This window comes from Erysipelothrix sp. strain 2 (EsS2-6-Brazil) (assembly GCF_016617625.1).
GTDB lineage: Bacteria > Bacillota_I > Bacilli_A > Erysipelotrichales > Erysipelotrichaceae > Erysipelothrix > Erysipelothrix piscisicarius.
In genome coordinates, this window is the sequence record NZ_SBAR01000002.1 from 101,067 (window position 1) to 124,468 (window position 23,402).

Annotated in this window: 19 protein-coding genes; 1 reads left to right on the forward strand and 18 read right to left on the reverse strand. The window is 33.4% G+C overall.

Translation table 11 applies throughout. The features are described 5' to 3' along the window. Window positions 1-198: 198 nt before the first annotated feature. From EPJ89_RS02085 to EPJ89_RS02170, 18 genes are all read right to left on the reverse strand, one after another. Entirely contained in the window at window positions 199-1,191 is a 993-nt protein-coding gene (locus EPJ89_RS02085; protein WP_123171057.1) for a 2-hydroxyacid dehydrogenase, read from the reverse strand. Window positions 1,192-1,214: 23 nt separating this feature from the next. Further along, window positions 1,215-2,258: an AEC family transporter gene (locus EPJ89_RS02090; RefSeq protein WP_123171056.1), complete on the reverse strand. Its 1,044-nt coding sequence runs from the start codon at window positions 2,256-2,258 to the stop codon at window positions 1,215-1,217. Window positions 2,259-2,652: 394 nt separating this feature from the next. Beyond that, on the reverse strand, window positions 2,653-3,387 hold the full coding sequence (locus EPJ89_RS02095; protein WP_200548888.1) for an IspD/TarI family cytidylyltransferase: 735 nt from the start codon (window positions 3,385-3,387) through the stop codon (window positions 2,653-2,655). 45 nt (window positions 3,388-3,432) lie between these two features. Beyond that, a complete protein-coding gene (locus tag EPJ89_RS02100) occupies window positions 3,433-4,815 on the reverse strand; it encodes an O-antigen ligase family protein (RefSeq protein WP_200548889.1) in 1,383 nt (460 codons plus the stop codon). After that, a complete protein-coding gene (locus EPJ89_RS02105; protein ID WP_200548890.1) occupies window positions 4,808-5,947 on the reverse strand; it encodes a CDP-glycerol glycerophosphotransferase family protein in 1,140 nt (379 codons plus the stop codon). The genes EPJ89_RS02100 and EPJ89_RS02105 overlap by 8 nt, the downstream gene beginning before the upstream one ends. A gap of 17 nt (window positions 5,948-5,964) precedes the next feature. Then, window positions 5,965-6,846: a LicD family protein gene (locus EPJ89_RS02110; RefSeq protein ID WP_200548891.1), complete on the reverse strand. Its 882-nt coding sequence runs from the start codon at window positions 6,844-6,846 to the stop codon at window positions 5,965-5,967. A gap of 55 nt (window positions 6,847-6,901) precedes the next feature. Further along, window positions 6,902-7,576, reverse strand: coding sequence for a sugar transferase (locus EPJ89_RS02115; RefSeq protein WP_200548892.1), 675 nt, complete (start codon window positions 7,574-7,576; stop codon window positions 6,902-6,904). Further along, complete coding sequence (locus EPJ89_RS02120; protein ID WP_200548893.1) at window positions 7,569-8,780, reverse strand: DegT/DnrJ/EryC1/StrS family aminotransferase; 1,212 nt, start codon at window positions 8,778-8,780, stop codon at window positions 7,569-7,571. Before EPJ89_RS02120 ends, EPJ89_RS02115 begins: the two co-directional genes overlap by 8 nt. Next, window positions 8,770-10,629, reverse strand: coding sequence for a polysaccharide biosynthesis protein (locus EPJ89_RS02125; protein WP_244660788.1), 1,860 nt, complete (start codon window positions 10,627-10,629; stop codon window positions 8,770-8,772). Before EPJ89_RS02125 ends, EPJ89_RS02120 begins: the two co-directional genes overlap by 11 nt. A 228-nt stretch (window positions 10,630-10,857) precedes the next feature. Further along, window positions 10,858-11,862 (reverse strand): stealth family protein, encoded by a 1,005-nt coding sequence (locus tag EPJ89_RS02130; RefSeq protein WP_200548895.1) that lies wholly within the window; start codon window positions 11,860-11,862, stop codon window positions 10,858-10,860. Window positions 11,863-11,901: 39 nt separating this feature from the next. After that, a complete protein-coding gene (locus tag EPJ89_RS02135) occupies window positions 11,902-13,707 on the reverse strand; it encodes an EpsG family protein (protein WP_200548896.1) in 1,806 nt (601 codons plus the stop codon). Window positions 13,708-13,900: 193 nt separating this feature from the next. Next, window positions 13,901-14,722, reverse strand: coding sequence for a helix-turn-helix domain-containing protein (locus EPJ89_RS02140; RefSeq protein ID WP_200548897.1), 822 nt, complete (start codon window positions 14,720-14,722; stop codon window positions 13,901-13,903). Between the two features lie 83 nt (window positions 14,723-14,805). After that, window positions 14,806-15,123: a hypothetical protein gene (locus EPJ89_RS02145; RefSeq protein ID WP_123171041.1), complete on the reverse strand. Its 318-nt coding sequence runs from the start codon at window positions 15,121-15,123 to the stop codon at window positions 14,806-14,808. Between the two features lie 92 nt (window positions 15,124-15,215). Continuing rightward, on the reverse strand, window positions 15,216-18,257 hold the full coding sequence (locus tag EPJ89_RS02150; RefSeq protein ID WP_200548898.1) for a peptidase: 3,042 nt from the start codon (window positions 18,255-18,257) through the stop codon (window positions 15,216-15,218). Between the two features lie 110 nt (window positions 18,258-18,367). Continuing rightward, the gene (locus EPJ89_RS02155; RefSeq protein WP_200548899.1) at window positions 18,368-19,759 is read right to left on the reverse strand and encodes a helix-turn-helix domain-containing protein; all 1,392 of its coding nucleotides are present in this window, start codon (window positions 19,757-19,759) and stop codon (window positions 18,368-18,370) included. Window positions 19,760-19,918: 159 nt separating this feature from the next. After that, on the reverse strand, window positions 19,919-20,641 hold the full coding sequence (locus EPJ89_RS02160; RefSeq protein ID WP_003774616.1) for a DUF1361 domain-containing protein: 723 nt from the start codon (window positions 20,639-20,641) through the stop codon (window positions 19,919-19,921). An 18-nt stretch (window positions 20,642-20,659) separates the two neighbouring features. Continuing rightward, window positions 20,660-21,322: an ABC transporter ATP-binding protein gene (locus EPJ89_RS02165; protein WP_003774615.1), complete on the reverse strand. Its 663-nt coding sequence runs from the start codon at window positions 21,320-21,322 to the stop codon at window positions 20,660-20,662. An 11-nt stretch (window positions 21,323-21,333) separates the two neighbouring features. Continuing rightward, entirely contained in the window at window positions 21,334-22,353 is a 1,020-nt protein-coding gene (locus tag EPJ89_RS02170) for an ABC transporter permease (RefSeq protein ID WP_003774613.1), read from the reverse strand. Window positions 22,354-22,471: 118 nt separating this feature from the next. On the opposite strand from EPJ89_RS02170, the gene EPJ89_RS02175 reads away from it, so the two are divergent. Then, entirely contained in the window at window positions 22,472-23,029 is a 558-nt protein-coding gene (locus EPJ89_RS02175; RefSeq protein WP_123245001.1) for a TetR/AcrR family transcriptional regulator, read from the forward strand. Window positions 23,030-23,402: the final 373 nt, after the last annotated feature.

A 23,402-nucleotide genomic window follows, 5' to 3' on the forward strand; every position in this document is an offset into this window, starting at 1 on the left:
ATTTTACAATCGGTTTTGTGATTAAGCTCCTACTATAAATGAGGGTTAATTACTCATCTTAGTGTATTTATTATATCTAAGTGTTAATGACCAATCAACTAAATACAAAAGCTTTACGTATTCTCAAGTCATATTCACAAATAACGATAAAAAAAACCAACACATTCAATACGAATATGTTGGTTTTGACAATTGTTTTTAAGCTAATTGATTTTTTGATTCACCTTTGTCGATAAACTCTTGAAGGTTTTCATATGAGTATTCAACCATGTTACTTACGGCTTCATCTGTGTATGAACCAACATGTGGTGTTACAAGAACGCGCGGATAAAGATTATTTAAGCGTGTTTGTAATTCATCAAATGCTTCTCCAGATAAATCTTTGTTGAAGTATTTTGTTTCATTTGCAAGAACATCTGCTGCGAAACCTTGGATTTTTCCAGATTCAACGGCATCAAGAATGTCATTAATGTTTTGAAGTTCTCCACGTGAAGTATTCACAACAATAACACCATCTTTCATTTGTGCAATTTTCTCAGCATTCAAGAATTCATCATTTGAACCTTTGAAGTAAGGCATGTGCATAGAGATAATGTCTGACTCTTTTAAAAGTGTTTCAAGATCTACTTGAGTACATGTATCACCAAGGTAGTCTTTTTCAACAACATCGTACCCAATAACATTGGCACCAACACCTTTGAAGATTGTAGCTGCGGTAAATCCGATTTTACCTAAACCAATAATCCCAACTGTTGATTTACGAATTTCTTTACTAAACATAAAGTCATCAATTTTAAAGTTTCCTTTATGTGTATTGTTTGCTGTGTATTGAGTATGACGTGCAAGTGTTAATGAAAGTGTTAATGCTAATTCAGCAATTGCATTTGGTGAGTAGAATGGTACATAAGCAACCTTCAAGCCAAATTCTTTAGCGGCTTCTAAATCAATATGGTTATATCCTACTGTACGTGTTAAGACATACTTAACGCCATAATTTTTGTAAATTTCTAAATTTTGGCGATTTCCTGGGCAATTCCCACGAAGCATAACTGCTTCACAGCCTTCTGCCATATGAACTGTTTCGTCATTGAGCATTTTTTCTGTTAAAACTAAGTCGAAATTAAATTTTTCATTTAATTCTACAAAGAATTGTTTTTCTACTGGTCGAACACCGTAGCATAATAGTTTCATTTTAAATCTCCTTTATTTGATTCTTAGATAATTCCTACGCCATGTAATGCTGTAAGAATTACTAGCCATAAAATGATTGCAACAATCGATAATACTGTAGCAACAAGCGATGCGTTTGACGAGAATAATGCTTCTTTATCAAAGTTAATTGCATAACTTACTGCAACGGTTGCAGGTGGAGTTGCCAACATGATGATAACACCAGTAATCGCAACGTAGTCTAATGGTAAGAATCCGATTTTCTTGTAGAAGATCATGATAAGTAGCATAATTGCAGGAACTACAACAAGTTTACCGAATGAGTAGATCCAAACATTCACATCTTTAGTTGCATCTTTAAGTGAGATTTTTGCTAATGTCATACCAATTGCTAACCATGCAAGCGGTGATGATAGTGATGCTAAATAACCAACAGCTTTCATGAACCATGGAAGTGTGATGTCTAAACGTAAGAATGCAACTGTCTTAGCAGTTTCACCTGCGCCTACTGTTACTTGTGGCAAGCTTGCTTGGAACATCCAGATTAAGAATCCTAAGAATGTCGCAATAATGATTGGATTTAGAATAATTTGTTTTAAGTTTTTCTTCTCAAATTTTAAACCTGAGAACAAGATGTAACCATATGAGTATAAGAATACACGGTATGCTACGTTAAATAAGTTTGCGTAAAGTGCTCCTTCATTTCCCAAGAAAGCAGAAATGATAGGAATACCGAAGAATGTTGTGGAACCAAAAATTGTAAGTCCACGCATTGCATCGAGTTTATCACCTTTATATTTAGCTGTATAAGCTAATGTGATAAGAATTAAAAGTACATATGCCACAAAACCAAAGATGAATGAGTTTAAACCAACAGTAAATGTTTCTGGTTTAATATCAGTCATAAATGCTTTGAATGCTAATGCTGGTAACGCAACATTAAGCAATACAGCAGTTAATGCTTTTGATGCATCATCTGTTACTTTATTCGTTTTCTTTAGGTAGTAACCTAAAAGGATAATTGATATTGTTGAGAATATCGCACCTAGAAATGCCTGATCAGACAGGACTTGTTTAATAATATCCATTAAATTCTCCTCCGTTAATTGATATTTCAAAAAGCACGGTTGCTTCCTTTGTGCTTCTTGGTATAAACATAATACTCCCATAACGTTGCCTTATGGAGCGATAACGAAAAGTATTACAGGCTTTTTTTGACAAATATCACATATTATAACCATAATTGGTCGACTATGTGAATTATCGACTGTATTTTAACAAATTAATTATGAATTTAATAAATATAAGGCAATATTCATCAAATATGATCAGACGCATAAACTCAAAATCAAATCTTAAAGATATCTTCTTAATAGCCTTAATCAACTATTCATAAATAACGACATAAATTTTAGTTATGTCAAATATTTCATATCAAATAACAAAACATCCCCAATTTCTCAAGGGATGTTTTGTTATTTTTTAAGATAAGACTTGTCCTTCTTCTCTTTTCTTATTCAAATTGTATAGTGCTTCAAAAATAAAATAATCTTCATAGTTCGTTATTTTGATATTTGAACTATTTCCTAAAACAAATGACATTGCATGATTATATTTATACATCATGCTACATGAATCAATATTATTTGTAATGCCAAGATCCATTTCTTTGAGATGTGTATTATAGATATCTATCATAAAAAATGTCTGAGGTGCTCTTGCATAAAATAAATCTTCTCTCTTTAAGACTTCCATAATCTTGGTTTTATCTTCACTCTTAAATACAGTTTCGGTGGCTGGAGCAACGGTTACCGCAGCTCCATGAGTTCTTGCGGTAACTATATTTTCTAGTATAAGATTTTCTGATATTATAGGGCGAACACCATCATGGATTAACACGACAGTATTCTCGCAAGTTCTATCATCCTTATATACAGCATCAAGCCCGTTAAATATTGAGAGCTGGCCAGTCTCTCCTCCCTCTACAATCCACTGAACTTTGTCTAGAGAGTATTCAGCAACGAGTTCTTTCATGTAATCTATGTATTCTTCAAGGATAGTAACTACAATCCCATCGATCGCAGAGCAATTATTGAATTTTTCTAATGTATGAACAATTATTGGCTTATCATCAATATTTAAAAACTGCTTAGGTTTTTCAGTATTTCCCATTCTACTACCGGTTCCACCAGCAAATATAAGTGCTATATTTTTCATTATTTCCTCCTATATTATTTGTATAATTAATAAACGTAATAATGACTAATTTTTATGGATACACAAAAATTTACTCTCGAATTCAAATGTCTCACATTTTAATCTAGTGTGACTAAAAACGTATAAGTAAAATGAAATGTAATAAAGTAACCAAAATACAATTTTGTAATTGATTGGATCTACCAAAGAAGTTATTAAAATAAAAGTTTGCATAATAAGAGACATAGAATTAGCAATCAATATATAAGGACACAGCACTTTGTTTTTTTCATTCCAAAGCTTGAAGGTGTCTTTCATCGTGTTCCAATAAATATAAATAACAGGTGTTACTACTAAGAATAACCCAGTAATCCCTGTCTCAGCAAGTAACTGCAAAACACTATTGTGGACATCCATACCTTTTCCCTCGGCAGATAGATGTATTGCTGACGAAACAAGCGTAAATTTACCATGACCAATACCCAAAATTGGATTTTGTAGAAATAGTTCCCAAGCTTTCTGATAAAGCTGCACACGCCCTGATGAAACGCCGCCAGCAACTTGCGATCCGTGCAGGATAGCATTTAGTGTCATAGTATATCGATGTAAAAACTTAATTTTACTTAAAAACGGAAGAAAAATTACAATTGCAATGCTGAAAACAATAATTCCAAGAACCAGCCACTTCAACCTAAAAATTCTTGTTTTTCTATCGCCTTTGATAATATAAAATGATGCAAACGAAATTAATAACGCCCCCAACTCTCCTCTACGACCTGAAAGAAGAATTACTAATGAATATAAACCAATCAATCCACCGTAAGTATACTTTTCTTTCTTAGTAGGATTCATAAAAAGGAACAAGGATATTGTACTCAATAACCCAAATATAACTACATATAATGTAAATGATATCCCACCTAGAGACATACTATATCCGGAAAAAAAGTACTTTTTCGCATAAATTTGAGCGGTATGGGAAAGCATTGGAAAAATAAAATCCCAAAACGGCTTCTGAAATATTTGAAAAAAGATAATTATTATGCTAAAGACTGTTGCCGAAAATATAAATACTTTTAACGATTTCTTTATATCATCTTTTGATTGAGTTGTTGTGACAAGAAATCCAGTCGTAATGAGCATTAAAATAATATACGCAATATTCTGTTTATCTTTTAAAGAATCAGGTCTAACGAAGATAATTAAGGTAACTAATGATAATAAAATATAGGGAACTTTTATGTTAAGGAAAGATATCTTCCTATTTTCTTTGAGATGATATATTAAAAATACAACAAGTATCAATGTCAAGAAAACTTGTCCATAAATCATTCTTACACCAAAATCTCTATAAACAAAAAAGGTAACAAAATAAACTGAAATGATTGTAAGAGGATAATCCTTGAGTTTCCCTACAAAATCTTTTAATCCTAAAACTAAATTATTCATGAAAATCCTCTCTTATTGTTTTTCTTAATATATACTCACCAATTGCACTTGTTGCTTTTCCAGATTCAAAAGACTGTAAATCCTTATGGTGTGAAACTAATTTCTGCTGGTACTCATCATCGTCAAAATCAGATATATTTTGAATTAATTTATCAAATGTGAGTGCTAATGAGTATGGCCAAGAATACGGATCTGTATAAAATTCTCTCTCTCTTTCTTGATACTCTTCAATATCTGACGAGAGGAGAAATACTGGTTTAAAGGAAAGCGAAAAATCCCACATACATGATGAAAAGTCAGTAATAAGAACGTCACTTGACAAGAGTAATTCTTGCATATCTGGATAATTAGAGACATCGATGATTCTCGGATCATTGACCTTAGTCGTCTCATAATAGTGACTTCTATATAGAATAACCCATGAGCCCTTCATTTTTGCTTCTAGTGTATCTAGAAGCAAGTCGAAATTAAAACTTTCGAGTGCAAAATCAGTTACATTTCTAAATGTAGGTGCTATTAATACAACTTTTTTATTAGCTATATTAAGTTTATTTTTGACCTGTTGAACTACTGATTCATTTCCGTTGACTAAGATATCATTTCTTGGCATTCCCATTTCCATTATTTCTCCGAGATAATCAAAGGATTCACGCAGTGTTTGAGTAGAGAATGCTTTGCTACTTGATAAGTATAAATCAACTCTACGATTTTTATCTCGAACATTTTTGGCATTGAAAGAATTTCCATCTTTTCGAGATGTCCCTACCTTTTTATAAGACCCTCCACCATGCCAAGTATTTATTACAGTTTGACCATTTCTTTTCGGTATTATTGACCAACTCTCGGAGTTTTCTACTACAATACTTGCGGTTAAAACGTAATAAATGTACTTCAAGCTCTTATATCTAACTTTTTTAACAGGGGTATTAAAATGAAACTTTTCAGTACTCTCAAATGCCCATATTAAATCTAATTTATTGGAATAATCTTCTAAATATTCATAAATATACTTCGGATTACATCCATATTGCTTACCATTGTAGGCATTGAAAATAATCCTGTTTTTTTGAATTGGAAAAACAAAAAAAATCTTTAAAGCATTACGAATGAGAACAATTAAATAATATTTCAAACAATCATCTCCTTTCTTTAATCATTTATACAGTAATATTTATTCTTAAACTTGTGATATGGCTCTTCTGTATTAATATATGCAACATTATGCTTCGCAATTCTTTCTTGAACTGGTGGCAACGTCATGTAATCACCAAAGATTAAAGTCAAGTATCGATCATACCCCTTAATTACAGGTAAGCTAAGGTGTTCAAACGGAACTCTGATCACAGTCTCAAAATCATCCTTAGGGTGTAATGTTTTCATTCCTCGTATGCTACCTATCAATTCAGTAACTTCCCTCGAATCTTCCCAATGATACTTCGTCATTCTTCTTTCAGCACGTTTCCAAATATTGTATCGAGTCTTTTCCCAAGGAACCGCTGCATAGATAAAACCCGTCACTATTCGAATAGCCTTCCCTTTGTTATCAGGAAGTCTCTGAGTATTGAACAAAGCAAAAATAAAAGCATTATAAAGTTGAAGCAATCTTTTTACTTTACTTTTTGGTGCTCCATCTATCGGCATTATTTCAATACCAATAGAATGAATAACATCATCATTTATACTATGTTTATTTATGAATGTTGTTTCTATATCTTTTATTCCAATTCCAGCATCATGATAATTAGATTCTAAATTAGTTCTTACAAGTACATACTGAGAACTATCAGACTCTTGATTCCATATCTTCGATAATTTCTCATAATCAGCGCGTGGCATCATAAGATCAACATCATCATCCCATGGAATGAAGCCCTGATGACGAATAGCACCAATCAATGTCCCTCCTAATAAAGAATACTGTAAATCATGCTCAGTACAAAACTTATCAAAATATTCAAGAATTTCTAAACTCTTTTTTTGTAGTGCCTTCAATTCTTCTTCTTTAACATCTAGCAAATCAAAAATTTCCACAAACTTCAACCTCTCTTCGTTTCAACTGATCATCATCTACTTGATCAAATCTAAATTAACATAAAACAACTTTTTTTATAGTTTTTAAAATCAACTTTACATCATATAAAACCGAATACTTTTCTAAGTAGGTTAATGAATTGTTTAATTTTTTAGGTAGCAACATAGTCTCATAATAATCATTGCGATCCGAATTTTCTTCTAAAAATAACTCTTCATCTCTTAGTTCTATCGAACTAATATCCGTTATCCCTGGTTTAATTAAGAATAACTTTAGATGTTCATCACTATAATAGGGTAAATATTTAGGAACTTCTGGACGAGGTCCTACAAATGACATAGTTCCAAATAAAACGTTAAATAATTGTGGAAGCTCATCAATTTTATACTTTCTTAAAACTCTTCCTGGTTTAGTGACTCTTGGGTCATTTCCTACTGTAACTAATGGTCCTATTTTATCCGCATTTGGAACCATAGTCTGGAACTTATAAATATTGAATAATTTTAAGTTTCTCCCCATTCGCTGTTGTTTATAAATAATTCGATCTTTTGTTGATAATTTTATCCAAATTGCAACAAAAATAAATACTGGTGATAAAATTACGATTCCCAACAGACTAAAAAGTAAGTCAAAAGTTCTTTTTGTAAATCGTTTAAATAATGATATTTTCCGCTCTGATTCAGTAACTATATTTATTTTACTATCAATAACACTTTGGTAATTAGTCATTTAGAACCTCAATTAAATTTTCAACAACATAATCTACATCTTCAAGAACCATCAAACTATTTAGTGGTAATGTGATTTCATTCTGATAGAAATTGTATGCAGCCGGATAATCATTGATTTCAAAGCCTAAATTTTTATAAGCAGTTAATAGAGGAAGTGGTTTATAGTGTACATTTGTTGAAATTCCACGTTCCGCCAATTTAATAATGATATTATTTCGCTTTTCTTCACTTATTCCGACTATACGGATAAAGTAAAGATGAGAACTAGAATCTTGATATTCGTTCAAGTGGTCGAGATGCAAGACATTCTGAAATACTCGATCAATTTGTTCATTGTATGAATTAACAAGCTGATTTCTAACCTTAAGAATCTCATCATAGCGTTCCAATTGCGAAATACCAATAGCCGCTTGAATATCTGTCATATTACACTTATAATTCGGAGCAACAATATCGTATTCCCACGAACCTGGTACATTCTTTGCAAGTGCATCTTTCGACTGACCATGTAAAATTAGGAGCATGTATTCTTTGTAAAGTTCTTCATTAACGATAAAACTTTGATTTCTCCATGTTACAGCTCCACCCTCTGCCGTGGTTAAATTTTTCACAGCATGAAAAGAGAAAGCTGTAAAGTCCGCAACTTGCCCCGACATTTTCCCTTTATATTTAGCGCCAAATGAATGAGCAGCGTCAGCCATAACTATTATTCTTCCGAATGATGATTGAAGATCATTGTTTGGTGTAAATAGTTCTTTTTTTCTTTCTACAATTTCAAATATCATATCATAATCACACATTATTCCAGCAATATCCACCGGAATAATTACTTTGGTTTTCTCTGTAATTGCTTCTTCCAATAACTTGTAATTCATTTCTGGTTTTCCTTCTTGAATATCTACAAGAACGATTTTAGCTCCTACATGATGAATGACACTTGCGGATGCAGTATAAGTATAGGCACTCGTAATTACTTCATCTCCCGGCCCTACACCTAAAAGACGCAATGTCATTTCCATTGCCGCTGTCGCAGAATTCATTGTTACAACTTTATCGGTATTACAGTAGTCAGCTAATTGTGATTCAAATTGCTTGGTCTTGGGTCCTGTAGTAATCCAGCCCGATCGCATCGCTTCAACCACAAGTTCTATTTCTTTTTCGGAAATATCAGGTGGTGAAAATGGAATGTTTCTAGTTTTCATTATTCTTCTCCTTATGAGTGTATGTCGGTACGACCTTATGTAAATTTGAGGATATTTCGCTATCATCCATTAAAAGTAGCGACTCTAATGTTTCCAACGATTCATTTATTGTTTGTGAGTCAGTTACAATAGGATTTGCTACATAAATTAAGTTGTTTTCCGTCTTTTTGAGACCTTCTTCGGACATAAGTAATTCTTCATATAATTTCTCTCCCGGACGTAATCCAGTGAATTTAATTTCAATTTCCGTATATGGTTGAAATCCACTCAATTTGATTACTTGTTCGGCAAGATTTAAAATTTTCACTGGTTTTCCCATGTCTAAAACGAATATTTCTCCACCATTGGCATATGCTGTTGCCTGTAGAATAAGACTTACTGCTTCTGGTATTGTCATAAAGTAACGAATGATGTCCGGATGAGTTACTGTGACTGGTCCCCCTTGTTCAATCTGTTTTCTAAATAGAGGAACAACGGATCCATTTGATCCCAATACATTTCCGAAGCGTACAGCAACATATTTTGTTTTCGAATTAGCATCTTTGCTCTGGAGCATCATTTCATTAAAACGTTTTGTCGCTCCCATTATATTTGTAGGATTGACAGCTTTGTCAGTTGAAATGTTGACAAACAACTTCACGTTGTTTTTATCCGATAAATCAATTAAATTCTTCGTTCCGAATATATTATTTTTAATAGCTTCTTTTGGAACATATTCCATAAGTGGTACATGTTTATGGGCGGCGGCATGAAAGACAACTGTTGGCTTTTCTCGTTCAAATAGAGATTCAAGCGCATCTAAATCACGTATCGATGTTATTACAGCTTTAATTTCTATTATTGGAATATCACCAGAGCGCATAAGCATATTCAATTCCTGTTGGATTTCATACAGACTATTTTCATTAATATCCAATAATATAAGTGACTCAGGAGAATACTTGATAACTTGTCGAACAAGTTCAGACCCAATAGATCCACCTGCTCCTGTCACTAAAATTCTCTGACCATCCAATTGTTTAAAAATCCCCATATCATCTATAACTATTTCAGGTCTATTAAGTAAATCACTAATTTCAATTTTGCGAAGACTATTCTTTAAATTTTTATTTTGAATTAACTTTTGAGCAGATTCTACCGTCTTCACGTCAACTCCAATCTTCACAAGCTTATTAATAATTTCTTTTTGAATATTTAAGGGTTGAGACGGCATCGCTACGAAAACACATTCTACTTCATGTTTTTTCACAACTTTTTCGATATCATCATTACAGCCAAGAACTGGAACGGAATAAATTATGCTATTTTTTAAATTTGGATTATCATCGATAAAACCAATCACTTTATACCCATATTCATTGTTGCGACTTATTTCATTCAGTATCATTTGACCCGCACTACCAGCACCATAAATCAGAATTGACTGAAGTTTTTTTCCTTTTATTGCAACTCGTTCTTTTTTGTCGTAATAGTAACGAACAACAAAACGTACTGCAAGTTGTAATAAGACATTTAACCCTGTAATAATAATCATAGCACGTACTCCAATGAGTTCGTCATTACGAATAATTATTATTACCATGCAAGTTAAAAATGCCATGATATTTGCCATACCAATACGAATTGTTTCGTGAATAGATATCTTTCTCCATACCATCTTATCCAGTGAAAACACTTTATAAAACACAAGATACACTAAAGCAATTAATCCAACCTCAAAGAGTCCCACTCGCTGATACAATAATTCCATTGCATAATGTGAATTATCCAGTATTGCTAAGCCACCAATAATCGAAAGAATTAAAACCAGAACATCAAAAAACACTATGACAACTTTATTCTTTTTCATGAATTTCCCCAAACCTTCCCCTATTACTTTTTATATGTATATACAACGAAAATATTATATCACATAATATCAATAAATATCGTTTTATCAATGTTACATTACTTTTCTTAATTATCACCAATATAACACAATAGGCCTTTATAGAGTTAATAATTCTATGAATTATTAAAAGAAAAAGATGAGTTCTGGAATCAACCACAAACTCATCTCTGTTTAGATTATTATCTATTAATTTTTCTCATAATCACTTATGTCGGATAGTTTCATTTCAAAAGCATTTGTTAGTTTATTAATGATTTCGTCAAGATTTTCTCCATCATAATGATCATTAAGACACACCATCTTATATTTCTTTGACTTTAAGGCCTGTGCACCTTTTTCAGCCTCTTCAATGCTATCAATGAGGAAACGATCTCCGATTTTGTGGCTTCTTGGCATGAAATTACCCTCGCACATTTGCCATTCTTTGATGACCCATTGATTGACATCATATTTGTAGTCACGTATTTGATGTAAACATGTTTGATGTAATACATCGTATTCTTTTTCCCAGATCGTCTCAAAAGTAGATTTTAAAAACGAAGTAGGAAGATGTTGCTGATAAAGTCCAGGGAACCGTGACCACGGCGTAAAGATGAGATTTAATGCATTTAAAACTCCGTTACGGTAGTTATACCATTTTCCTGGATTCTTCTTGATAACTTGTCGTTTACTGAAATTTTGATTAATCACTCCAATATCATTGATCATAATATTCGAAATTGTGTCATAGCGTGCAGGAACAATTGGGTTGATAACTGCAGTATCACACGGAAGACCCTTTTTAAAGAAGTCTTCTGGCGTAACAGGTTTATTTAGAAACATATCATCATTGAAATATACAAAGTGTTCACTTAAACCTTCAATACGATGCATATTTAGCTCGATCGTATGTGATGAAAACGTTGGTAAATAATCACTAGGAATATAATCCGTATGATTTATAATCTTTAATTTAGGATGGTCAACATTTAAAAAGTCCGGTAAATGACCATATGTTATTAAGTAGACATTATTTACCCATGGTGCATACATTTCTACTGCACGAAACCAATACTTAAAGATATCCCAATCACGATAATCACTATCTGTAATTTCAACATCCTTACCTTCGAGTTGGAGTCGATCACGAATCCAATCTTTATCACTTCCGTCCACCCACGGGACAACAAAATCAATTTTTAACGCTTCCATGGCTATACCTCCCTAGCAACTGGCAGTGCAAGCCAGATTTTATTCGTACAATTCCATCCAAATTACATTTCCATTATAGTCTAAGTATTCACGAGAATATTTTGTCGTTCCTACTGCTATACCATCTGCATCAAATGGACTAATTGAGGAATAGAACTTATCGGTAAGAATTGCTCCATCTTCGTCAATTATTGAGAAATAATTAGAATATTCTGTTTGAATCATAAAATATGATCGATCTGTAAACGTTAAGTCTTTGTAGATGGATCCTCTCCAAACAGTATTTTTGTTATATGCATTCAGTTCATCGTACTCAATGACTTTATGTTTTGGAACCATTGTCATTGGGAACGGTTTTGAATCACGTGCACCGTTAAACTCATTTCGTGCATCAATTGTTGGTTTTACAGTTTCATAATCCACAACTAATGGATTTCCGATTTTACGATACAATTTACTTGAATATGATCTTTCACCAATTGTTTCTTCTACAAACGGTCCATAGATTTTAAATCGACTTTTGGCTGTAGGCAACTCCACAATTTGTCCTTTTTCATTCACGATACCATAAGTTAAGAAATCTTCACCTTTTTTAACTTTTTCGCTATCTGGGAACTTCACAGATAAATGAACTAGATTTGGATCATAGAGCGCTTCTTGGGCGTAAACAGTGCGCATCTTGTTTTGCTGATAATCCTTAACTTGAGCCTTTACCAATTCACCATTTTGAACTTCAAATGCGTACATGTTATTAAAACTTGCATAGTTCTTTTGGAAAATTGTCTCGAGGTTTAGTCGCGTCGGTGAATATTCATAACCCGTACGTTTTACCTGTTTTGCTAATTCATTATAGAACTGAGTTCCATTAAAGCCCAATAACACAACAAATGCTAATTTATAAAGCTTCTTGTCTTCATAAAGACTTAGAATCATCGGTAAGATAATTACCGTTGCATAATATCCGAACACTGTAATTCGGGTTCCCAATACTTTTGAAAATGGAAGATAGAAATAGAGCAACATATTCAATAAAACAAAATCAATAAGATTTTTCTGGTTTTTGAATTTTTCAGTTAGTTTATTGTAATGTATCATCGTTACCGCAAAAATAGAAAATCTTAGTAAAAATGGCACACTTAATATTTTGATATGATCTGCATCAGAGTATAAAAGCAGTTTCGACAACACCGGGATGTTTTCGAATATCGATAAAACAGCTGGGGTAAAGATTAATCTTGTTAACGGGAAGAAAACAAAAATTAATAAAAACCATTTAAAGGACCATTTAAGCTTTGTCGCAAGATACATCACAGGAACAACAAGTGCAGTTCCATGAATAAAGAATAAAACAGCTGTTGTTAATCCCTTAATTTTCCAGTCAAAATCTCGATCTCGATTAAAGTAAACATACATCGATCCCACAATAACAATAACTTGTCTTAACGCACCCAAATTCCAGTATAAGAAAAATGTTGAGAAGTAGAGTAACGTTGCCATCTCAAAATTATCAGAACTGTCCTTAATCCAAAATAATGCTACAAGTAGAATTGCCGTACATAGTAATCCTGAAAAAATATGATAATTCATACCTACTGCACGACCACCAAGCATTAGTACCTTAAACAAAGTTTCAATTTTAGGTAGGCTTGCGAAAGACTCATTAATCCGGTGAGGATCAATAGACTCGTAAATCGTTTGATATGAAAAATAATCTGCCCCTACACCAAACCTTAAAAAGATAATTAAGATAAACGGTAGTGCAGCTACGATGAATTTTTTCTTTGAGTCTAAGTGCTTCCCAAAGTATAAAAATGCACATAAGTAAATAAAACTAAAATAATACACAATAAGCTCCTCACATTCATTAAACTACTACATTAATATTTGGTAATGATTTAAATCATTATTAAAAATACATATTTGTATTCTCGTTAAATACCAATATTATAATACCATATTATTAAAGGCAATACTTTTATAGTATCTACGATTTGAATTTTACGTTTCTGGCAAATAATTGGCGTGAGGCTAAAACCTATTATCGTTTTCGATACGCAGCTTCAATTAGGTCATATTCACCAGAGATTGCCGTCAGAATTCCATAAGCATCCTCAATCTTTATTTCATGTTTTTCAAAAAAACTCATGATTGCGGAAAAGTATTTATATTCATCACTTTGTGGATAAAATAGACGGTCAAGATTTAAGGTATAGTTTTCTTGATCTTTGGTTGTAAGAATTAGATTAAACACTTCTCTACCGACAACGGTCTGTCTTCTTCGATAATTTAAACCTTCATGCGTGCCAGGATCATATCCTTCATTATTAAAATAGATTTTGAGTGACTCAATTGAATCATAAGGGATTTGTTTGGTTTTACGTTTACCCATGAAACTTAACAATGTAGCTGTTAGTTTGAACTCCGTTCCCGAGTACACCTCGATGCCTTGGTGCCAAACTACAAAGTAATCATAGTAATCTTTGAAATTACGAAATCCTATTAAACTTACCATCCCATAACAATACCCAAAAGCAAGTAACACGACTATGAAATCCGGTTTGATGGCGTAAGTCACAAAACAAATAAGTACTGTCAGGAGGACAAACACTGTGAAATAGATTTTCGATGTGTTTTGACCGAAGCTAAAGGGTATTGGAAAGCTTTCTTTTCCTTTCACCAAATCGTCTAAGGGAATACCTAGTATATCACTCAAGCGAATGAGGTTATCGATGGAAGGTAGACTTTCACCACGTTCCCATTTAGAAATTGATTGACGTGAAATGTTCAGCTTCTCCGCCAACATATCCTGACTCATTTTTTGTTCTGTGCGATAAAATTTAATTTGTTGGTTTATTATCATGATCACCACTCCTTCTATCCAAATCCTAGCATAACCTCATTTTTTAGCCTAGAACCGTTTGGTTGCGGCAAAGAAAAAACTACTTATGAGTAGCTTTCTCTTAAATTATAGTGTTTGACATAAAAATATAACGAAATGCCGTTAAGGATAAATGCCACCAGACAACAACCCATAATAATCGTGAACATTGTTGGTGCTATATCTCCAATTGTACCAAAATCATTGTGATTGACCAAGCGTACGATAAGATAATATTCGCTCAATAAAAACATGATTGGAACTATAAACGATAAAGAATAATAAAGATACCAATGTTTCATGCGTCCCGTTAAACTTCTAAAGAGGTTCAAGAGCACGATCACAACAGAACAAATACCTGTAATTGGCCAAAGATATTCCATTAAAATTACCTCCATCATATTAACTTCATTCTATCATGTAACTAAAAGTAAAAACAAACAGTTTAAAACTGTTTGTTTTTATGTCTGTTTATTTATTTTCGGCGCTTCTTATATCCATTAAATACAAAGAGACTTCCTACTCCAATTGCTAGGTAAGGCATTTTTGACGATGCAATTCCTGTGTTTGGTAGTGTTGGAGTTGGTTTATCTGACTCTTTAGGCGTTTCTTTAGGCGTTTCCTTTGGATCTTCTTCATAGGGTTCATTTGGCTTGTCTTCGGGTATTGTGGTGCCAGTTCGAACCGCAACCTTTAACGGTTCAATGGCAGGATAACCATTGATTGCGACTGCAAAGGAATTCCATGCAGTAAGATTGGGTGTGCTTTCTAATTTACGAGCAACCACATCGGGATTGGTAATTTTAGATTGGAAAACAAATTCAAAATCCTGAAGTTCTGAAAGTTGTTGTTGATCTTTTAATTCAATCTTAAAACTTTGAATTGTACTCCAATCCGTTACATTTTCTGCCAGCACCCAATTTGGATTTGATGTATCATGGTCCTCAATAACATCAAATCCTTCAGTTGTAAGGACATCATTTAAATCCTGACGACTTGGACTGGAAGTCGTACTATAAAACACATTAAATAGCGTTTCATCAACACCTATCGGACCATTTAAACTTACATCAAATTCACTGTTACGCTGTGTAAAGTCTGTAATTCCACGATCACCAATACTTGGAAGAATGTCCATTAACACAAATTGATCAATCACTTTCCCCGTACGATTGGTGAGTTGAAGTTTATAATCAATTTTATCATCCAATTCAATATGAGCTTGAGTATCGTAGAATGTGTCCTGTGCATTTTTGACCCATTTTTTGATTTCGAGTTGATAATCCGAAATCATCTGATAATGATTTTGACTTTGAAGCATCTTTTTAGATTCAAAGAGACTTTGTGTTGTGTGGCGATCATAATCAATGACAAGCGTGTCTTGGATTGTAGGATTGGTGACCGCAAGGGTTTCAAATGTCTCATTTGCTTCAAGTAATGTAAATATTTTTAGATTAAGATCTTGCAATTCACCTGTGATATCCACATCAAAAATTTGATGTGTCGATTCATAGGGAGCAAGGTATCCGAGATTCCATGTAACATGATAAACATCGTGATTTCCTGCACTTTGGTTGAGACGTTCAATTGATTTAATGTTTCCTTGTGGACTAAGATCTTTAAAGTGCACACTCTTTGGTACATAAATAATTGAATGAACGTTATCCTTCACCGCACCAACGGATGATGGTTCATTCACTATTTGAATCTTAAGTTTATTTGATCCTTTATAGATTTGACCTTTAAATTGCTCGAGTAACTCAATACTGTTGGTTACCGTTGGATGATATGCTTCCTGATTCTCAGTTACATTAGCCCAGCGTGGTGCAGCGAGAAAATGAAATCCTTCAAACCATGCATTCACACGTCCATCTGGGAATGTGATTGTGTAATCATTTTCTGCATTGTCTTTGAAATTATAAAGTTCACGTACGAAGACAGTGCTGCTTCCATAGGTAAATGCAGTTTCAATATCCATTTCATTTTTTAAGGCTGTGATGTTCTCTTTCGCATCTTCACGCCACGTGTCTTTGATTGTAAATGTGTAGGTAGGCATGCGGGATAGACCATTATGTTCTTGAGGAAGTGGTTCATCAATCATCATTCCGGGAACGGTTGTCTCAAAATCATATTGGATGTGCGCAATTTGCGTTGTTTCCGGTAAATTATTTTTCTCTAAAATTTCTTTACGAGTTATAATCTGATCATGTTTTAAATCTTTAAATGTTGCGATGCGTTGTTTTTGTTCATTATATACATGAGCATGAAGGATGGGTTGTTCGTGCAATGGTGTTGCATCTCCATAATCTGTTGTTGGTCGATAATCGAAGCGTCCTGGCGCTTTAAATGACTCTAAACGCAAATGTTTATTAATATAGTAGTTCCATTTATATTCAGCATAACGTCCATCTGCACCGTGTTCTAAAGCTGTCATTTGATGCGCGTACGTTAACGTTGCCCAAGGGTATACCGTTGGACGCTTATTCAAGGCATCAAAATCAGTTGAATGTTTTCCAAATGGATCAATAGGACTAAAGTGTCCAGGAACATACCAGTTCCCATCAACTTCTGGAGTTTCGCTTTCCGATGGGTATAGCGTCGTTTCCGCATACCCTTTATCTTCAAGAACCACATCATCCACATTCACAAACTCAAGTTGCGAGGTAACCCCTACACCTTTTACTGGTGCATCCAAAGTTCCAGGTTTGGCTTGATAATTTACTTTAAGATTTTTCTGGAATAGGCTTGTATCGAATTGTTCTTGTTCATTGTACGTCGGAGCATCAAAATACCATACTAAAGTACGCGTCTTCAAATCGACTGAATCAGGACTTGGACCTTCAATCATTCCGTTGTACTCTAAAGATTCATGGTAAATTTCTTGGATTTTTATTTGGGTTCCTTCTTTAATAAAAAGTTGTCCTTGAGGTTGACGATCAATTTGTGCCTTAGTAACCCAAACACTTTCCATACCAGGACTTAATCCTAAAGAACCTTGATACTTTTGATTCTTTAACCCGTCGTATGCTTTCGTAATCTTTAAAGGACTGCTCGCTTGAACTTTTGTATTTAAGTGAAGCGTTGGGTTGGATCGTTGATCCGTAGATACCTTGATATCAAACGATACATTTTCAGTTGTTTTCGTAATACCATTTGGTACCGTAAAAATCAAAGGAACTTCAAGGTATGTTCCCGATTCAAAGACGTTTCGTGAGATTACAAGGCTTTGCTTAGTTGCATTTACCTGATATCCATCACCTAAAGCATTTTTAATAGAGCTTATGTCCATTTCCACAAAATCCGGCTTGGATACCTCTATGTTTAGATTTGTAAATGTTGTATGAGAACCCGTTGCCTTCAACTTGAACTCAATACTGTTTTTTTCACCACTGTTAAAGGTGTCATAGGTCATAGTAGCATGACTTTCGAGATTAAACGCTTCAAAATTTGCGCTTAAGGGAACTATAGATAGAAGTAATAAAAAACTGGATAATGTAATCATCAATTTCTTTTTCATCATAACACTCCTTTGTTTTATTATTATAACGGAAGCAAAGGGTGTCTTACATTCACGATTTACAATCATATTGTAGATGTTGGTTCTATCTAATTGTGATGAAAATCACATCAAAAAATGATCTTCCTTAGAATATTTATGTATTGTTTTTGACTTGGATAGTCATCAATCAAAATAACATCACTCGTGGTGGGGGTATTTCCGATGCATAGGTCATAATCCATCGAAGTAAGTTCGAAGTAACTCATACAATCGATTTGAATTTGGGTCGCATCCAACTTAAATCGACACATCAAATTGTTTCGTATGTACATCGCGTGCTGAATGCCTAAATCCGAGTAGATTAAAATGCGCATGATTTTTGGTTTTTGATCTAAAATATCTGAACAATTCATAATTGACCAATACAATAAATCATCGAGATATAAATCAGGATTAAGTGAGATTGTCTGCGAAGCGTTAAGCGCTTGGTAAAAATCGCTACGAATCTTTGGATGTTCTTCATAAAACGCATGCATAAAATCCGCAATTCGATCAATAAACAAAGATGTTTTAAAAGGGTACAGACTGTAGTTATTTAAAAGGGTTTGATGAATTAAACTTATAAAATTTTGAGTATCCTTACTCAAAATGTAATCATGTTTGGTAGTAAGTTCATCAAGAAAAGCATCCGAAAATACCTTTGTTTCACTTGAATCAAGAATTGACGTATGGTAGTACAGTACTTCGGACAAGCTTTGCATACAGTGAGTTGTTGTATAATTACGATATCCTTCAAAAATCTTTGAGAAATCTATCCCTTCAACCATAGTAGCAGGTATCATGGAAAGATTACTGTGAAACCCTTGTCGCTCTCTCAATTCAGAAACCACAAATAAAGTTACACTGAATATCAGTGTAAGACTATCATAGTATATCCCTTTACGATCAAAAACTTCTTGAATCACTAATTTCGCTTCTTCTAAATTAATTTTTAGAATATCATCCAAATCTTTCGTACCATAAAGTTCTAGAATTAAACAGGTTACAAACTTACGGATATAATGCTCTTGTTCGGATACAATACTGACAGGTCTACTACCATTTCGCTTAAACTGAATTGCGCTTGATCCAAATTCTTTGTTCATCATACGTAAAGTTCGATAAAAAGTTGATTCACTAATATAAAACTGCTTCATACGATCTTCATTTAATGTTTCTGGATTCTTTACAATATCAATGAAAAGAGTAATTGATAACGATCGCATCAAAAATGTCCTTAATATCTGCTCATTGGTTTTTTGATTATACTCATCAACATAATATCGTCCACTATAGCTTTCTATAATTAATAATGGTTCCCACTCCTGAGCTATTTGATCAAGGTAGGTATAAATTGTTTTTTCAGAACATTTGCAGTGATTCGACAAATCCCCAACTGATGCATGTGGTTGTGCGTCACTGTTAAGATAAGTAATCAGTTTATAATGATTACGATCCAAGGTATTCAATAAATTTAACATACGATTTCTCCATCTTTATGCAATAACTGTCATTAAATAATAATCTGTTCTTAATGAAAATTAATGGGTGATACAAAAAATGCAACCAAATGGTTGCAAATATATAATTTTCCTAAAATCATGTTATCCATCAACAACTGCACATCACATTAACGAAACCTAATGTGATGTGAAAAAAGAATAAATATTATTTAGTCCTAGAAGATTATAAACAAGTAATAAGAAGATTAGATGAAAAAGCACAAAATAAAAAAAGTTTTTCCATATTCCCGGATGATTGAAATGCTCTCTAAATTTTACGATGAAATCTTTGGGATGTAATAAATCCCATGAATTAAATCTCACCTCACGTCCAAGATAAATGCCCACCGAAAGCAACAGAATAATAATTACTGCTGATAGTTGAATGATGACTTGATCGCGTGTTTGAACGATTATGGGATCAATAATAATTAAATATCCCAACTGTACGATCATGATATTCATCATCGTATTTATAATACCCGACAATGCAAGCGAGGTTACCGAAATAATATCATACCAAATTGGAACTTCATGTTCATCTATCTCTCTGTGGGTTAAATTTAACTCGGTGAGTAAATAAGCAGCGTTCGGAAGCAAGGCCAACCAAAGAACGAACCCCAATACAAAGATTATATTTGATAGGTACAAAATGATATGAGAATGCGTGAGAGCATAAACATACCGTGTCCCAAAGGTAACTGCTGTTGTTATAAGAACAATCACAAAGGGGATTAATGATAATTTTAAATTCCAAATCATCGGTTTAAAGATCTTTACAGAGTATAGTTTCGGGCGAATGATAATCGTTAGATAGGCAAAGATATTAAACAGAATCGTACTTATTAATAATGCTTTCATAGACTTCCTTTCGAAGCTTTAAATTTGCTTAAGTGTACCATCAACCATTTCATATGTTTCATCACATTCCTCAATCATGCGAAGGTCATGTGTCACCATAATGACAGAGGTATTATATTCATTGGTAATACGTTTTAATAACTTTACCACATCGAATGCGCGATCAGTATCTAAGCTCGCCGTTGGCTCATCGGCAAGTATAATACTCGGTTTTAGTATCAGCGCCAACCCAATTGCTACTCGTTGACGTTCACCACCCGAAAGACTTTCTGGATATTGATCACGAAGCTTATCAATGTCCAAGGACTCTAAAATTTTGCGAATTTCATGATCTGCAATATTGTGCTTTGATTCTTTAATTTTAAATTGAAAGTGTTCATAAACTGTAAAAAATGGAATTAAATTGGAGGTTTGAAGAATAAACCCAAGTGTATTAAATCGCAATGAAGACAGTTCATTTTCCGTTAGGTGTGAAAGTTGATGATTATCGATGGTAATAGTACCTTGTGTCGGTTTTTGTAAAGCACCCATAATGGTTAAGAGTGTGGATTTACCAGAACCACTAGGACCCACAATAGCAACAAAAGAACCTCGATTTACGTGTAATGTTACTGGATGCAATACCTCAACGCGATTTTTTCCGTCGTTAAACGATTTGGTTACAGACTCTAAATATATCATAACATTTCCTCCTACAATGACTTCAATGGATCAATCTTAAGAATAATCCGTGATGAAAATAACGATCCCAAAAGAGAGAATACAATCATTGCAATAGTTACCCCTATGGAAAGAGGCACATATGTCGCAACGGGAACCGTACTTTTTAAGGCATAACAAGTAATTTCAGATAAAATAAAACCCAGACCAAGTCCAACTCCAGTTAAAATAAATGTTTGAATAATGATCGAACTAATGATGGTTTTATTTTTAAATCCTTGAACTTTCAAGATACCAAAAATTGGTTTCTTTTGCATTGTGAGTATATACATAAAAACACCAATTATAAGCGCCGAAATTATCGATAGTGCCCCAATCATTAAACCAAATGTTAAAATTTGTGCTTTGTATCCTGGTAGATTATCAATTAATTCAGCTTTTGATAAGGTCTCAAAGTCTTCACTTGAGTTTGTTCCCAAAATCACGTTGTAAAGATTGTCATCATCCAATTCAGATCCTTCTAGGTTAGTATAAAAAACGGGTCTCGTATTATAATTGCTAGAAGTTGTAATCCCGATAATTTTATAATCTCCGTATTTAGAGATTCTGACGCTATCACCAATGTTTAATTGTTTTTCATTTCGAATATCAGCTGAGATAAGAATATCGTGCTGTGTTTGCGGATATTCACCTTCTTGAAGTGTAACTATATCTGAAAAGTGCGATGCATCTGCACCAATCAAAATTGCATCGTCTTGCTCATCACCAAACGTAGCTGTAATACCACGAATTCGCAATGCATCTTTGACATTCAAATCCATCGATTCTATTTGTTGATTCGTAATAAAGGATGCAAGTGCATTTTGGTTTGCATCTTTATTTAATATTATTGAATCAAACTGCCATTGATCAAGAGCGGTACGATTAATTGATGCCAAACCGTATGCTAGACTAGACAGGAAAAACACTAAATAAGCAATGAAGGTCATGACGATAAGAATCATTGCAAAACGTCCTTTTTCTTTTTTAATTTCTTTGATAGCTAAATACATATTTCCTCCTTATCAGCCGATAAACACATTCTATCAGATTTTTTATCACCTGATAAGTAATTTGCCTAATGATTGTATTTGTGCTTTTTTTTTGATTTAATATTGTAAAGGTGATTATATGAAATCGATAAGAAAACACATACTTGAGACTGCCCACATATATTTCATGAAATATGGGTACCAAGAAACCTCTACTCGTGATATTGCACGTGATCTTGGAATCACACAACCAGCTATTTATCACTATTTTAAGAGTAAAGAAATTCTCTATTTTGAGGTTCTCAATGATTTTGCAATAAAAATCGGTGATGATTTAAGAATTATCGCTGAAAATAGTAGTATGGATTTGAATACCCACTTAAAATCCATGAGTTTATTTATTCAAGAAAAGCATCCCATGAATTTTAATTTATTGATTCATGATATGGAATCCCTAAAATCTCAATCAATGCGCGATACGCTCTATTTAGTTTGGCAAGAAAACTACTTTCAACCGTTTTTCAACTTATTTCATCTGCACGAAAATTTACTTCGTGATGATCTTACGATCAACCAAATCGTTTATCAGTTTTTACGAATTCTTTCGACCTATATCACATCAGTTCCTACTAAAAACGACCAAGACAATCTATGTTGGATTATAGACGTTTTTGTTAGGGGTATTACATTGAGTTAAAATATAATCTGGTTTTGAGCGTTGATTTTATATTACTGTTTATTTTTATTCGCAATTTCTAAATTACACCCTATACTTCCCACTTAAATATTCCTCCCATTTATGGATTCGATTGATTAGTCAACTTTATAATAAAAGAGGGGGGTAGAATGCAAACTCTACAAATATTTATTCTAAAATACAGAATATTTTGTTTTAGAATAGAAGAAAGGGATCAAACTTGATTACGTTTAATCCCTTTCCTAAATTCAAATCTCAACCGCACCTTGGGTGGTGCGGTTGAGATTTGATAAAAGAAAATAAGTGTTATCGTCTTCTTCTCCATTTCCGACTGCTTTGTCAGAATCAACAAATTCAACACGTATATCAGCGT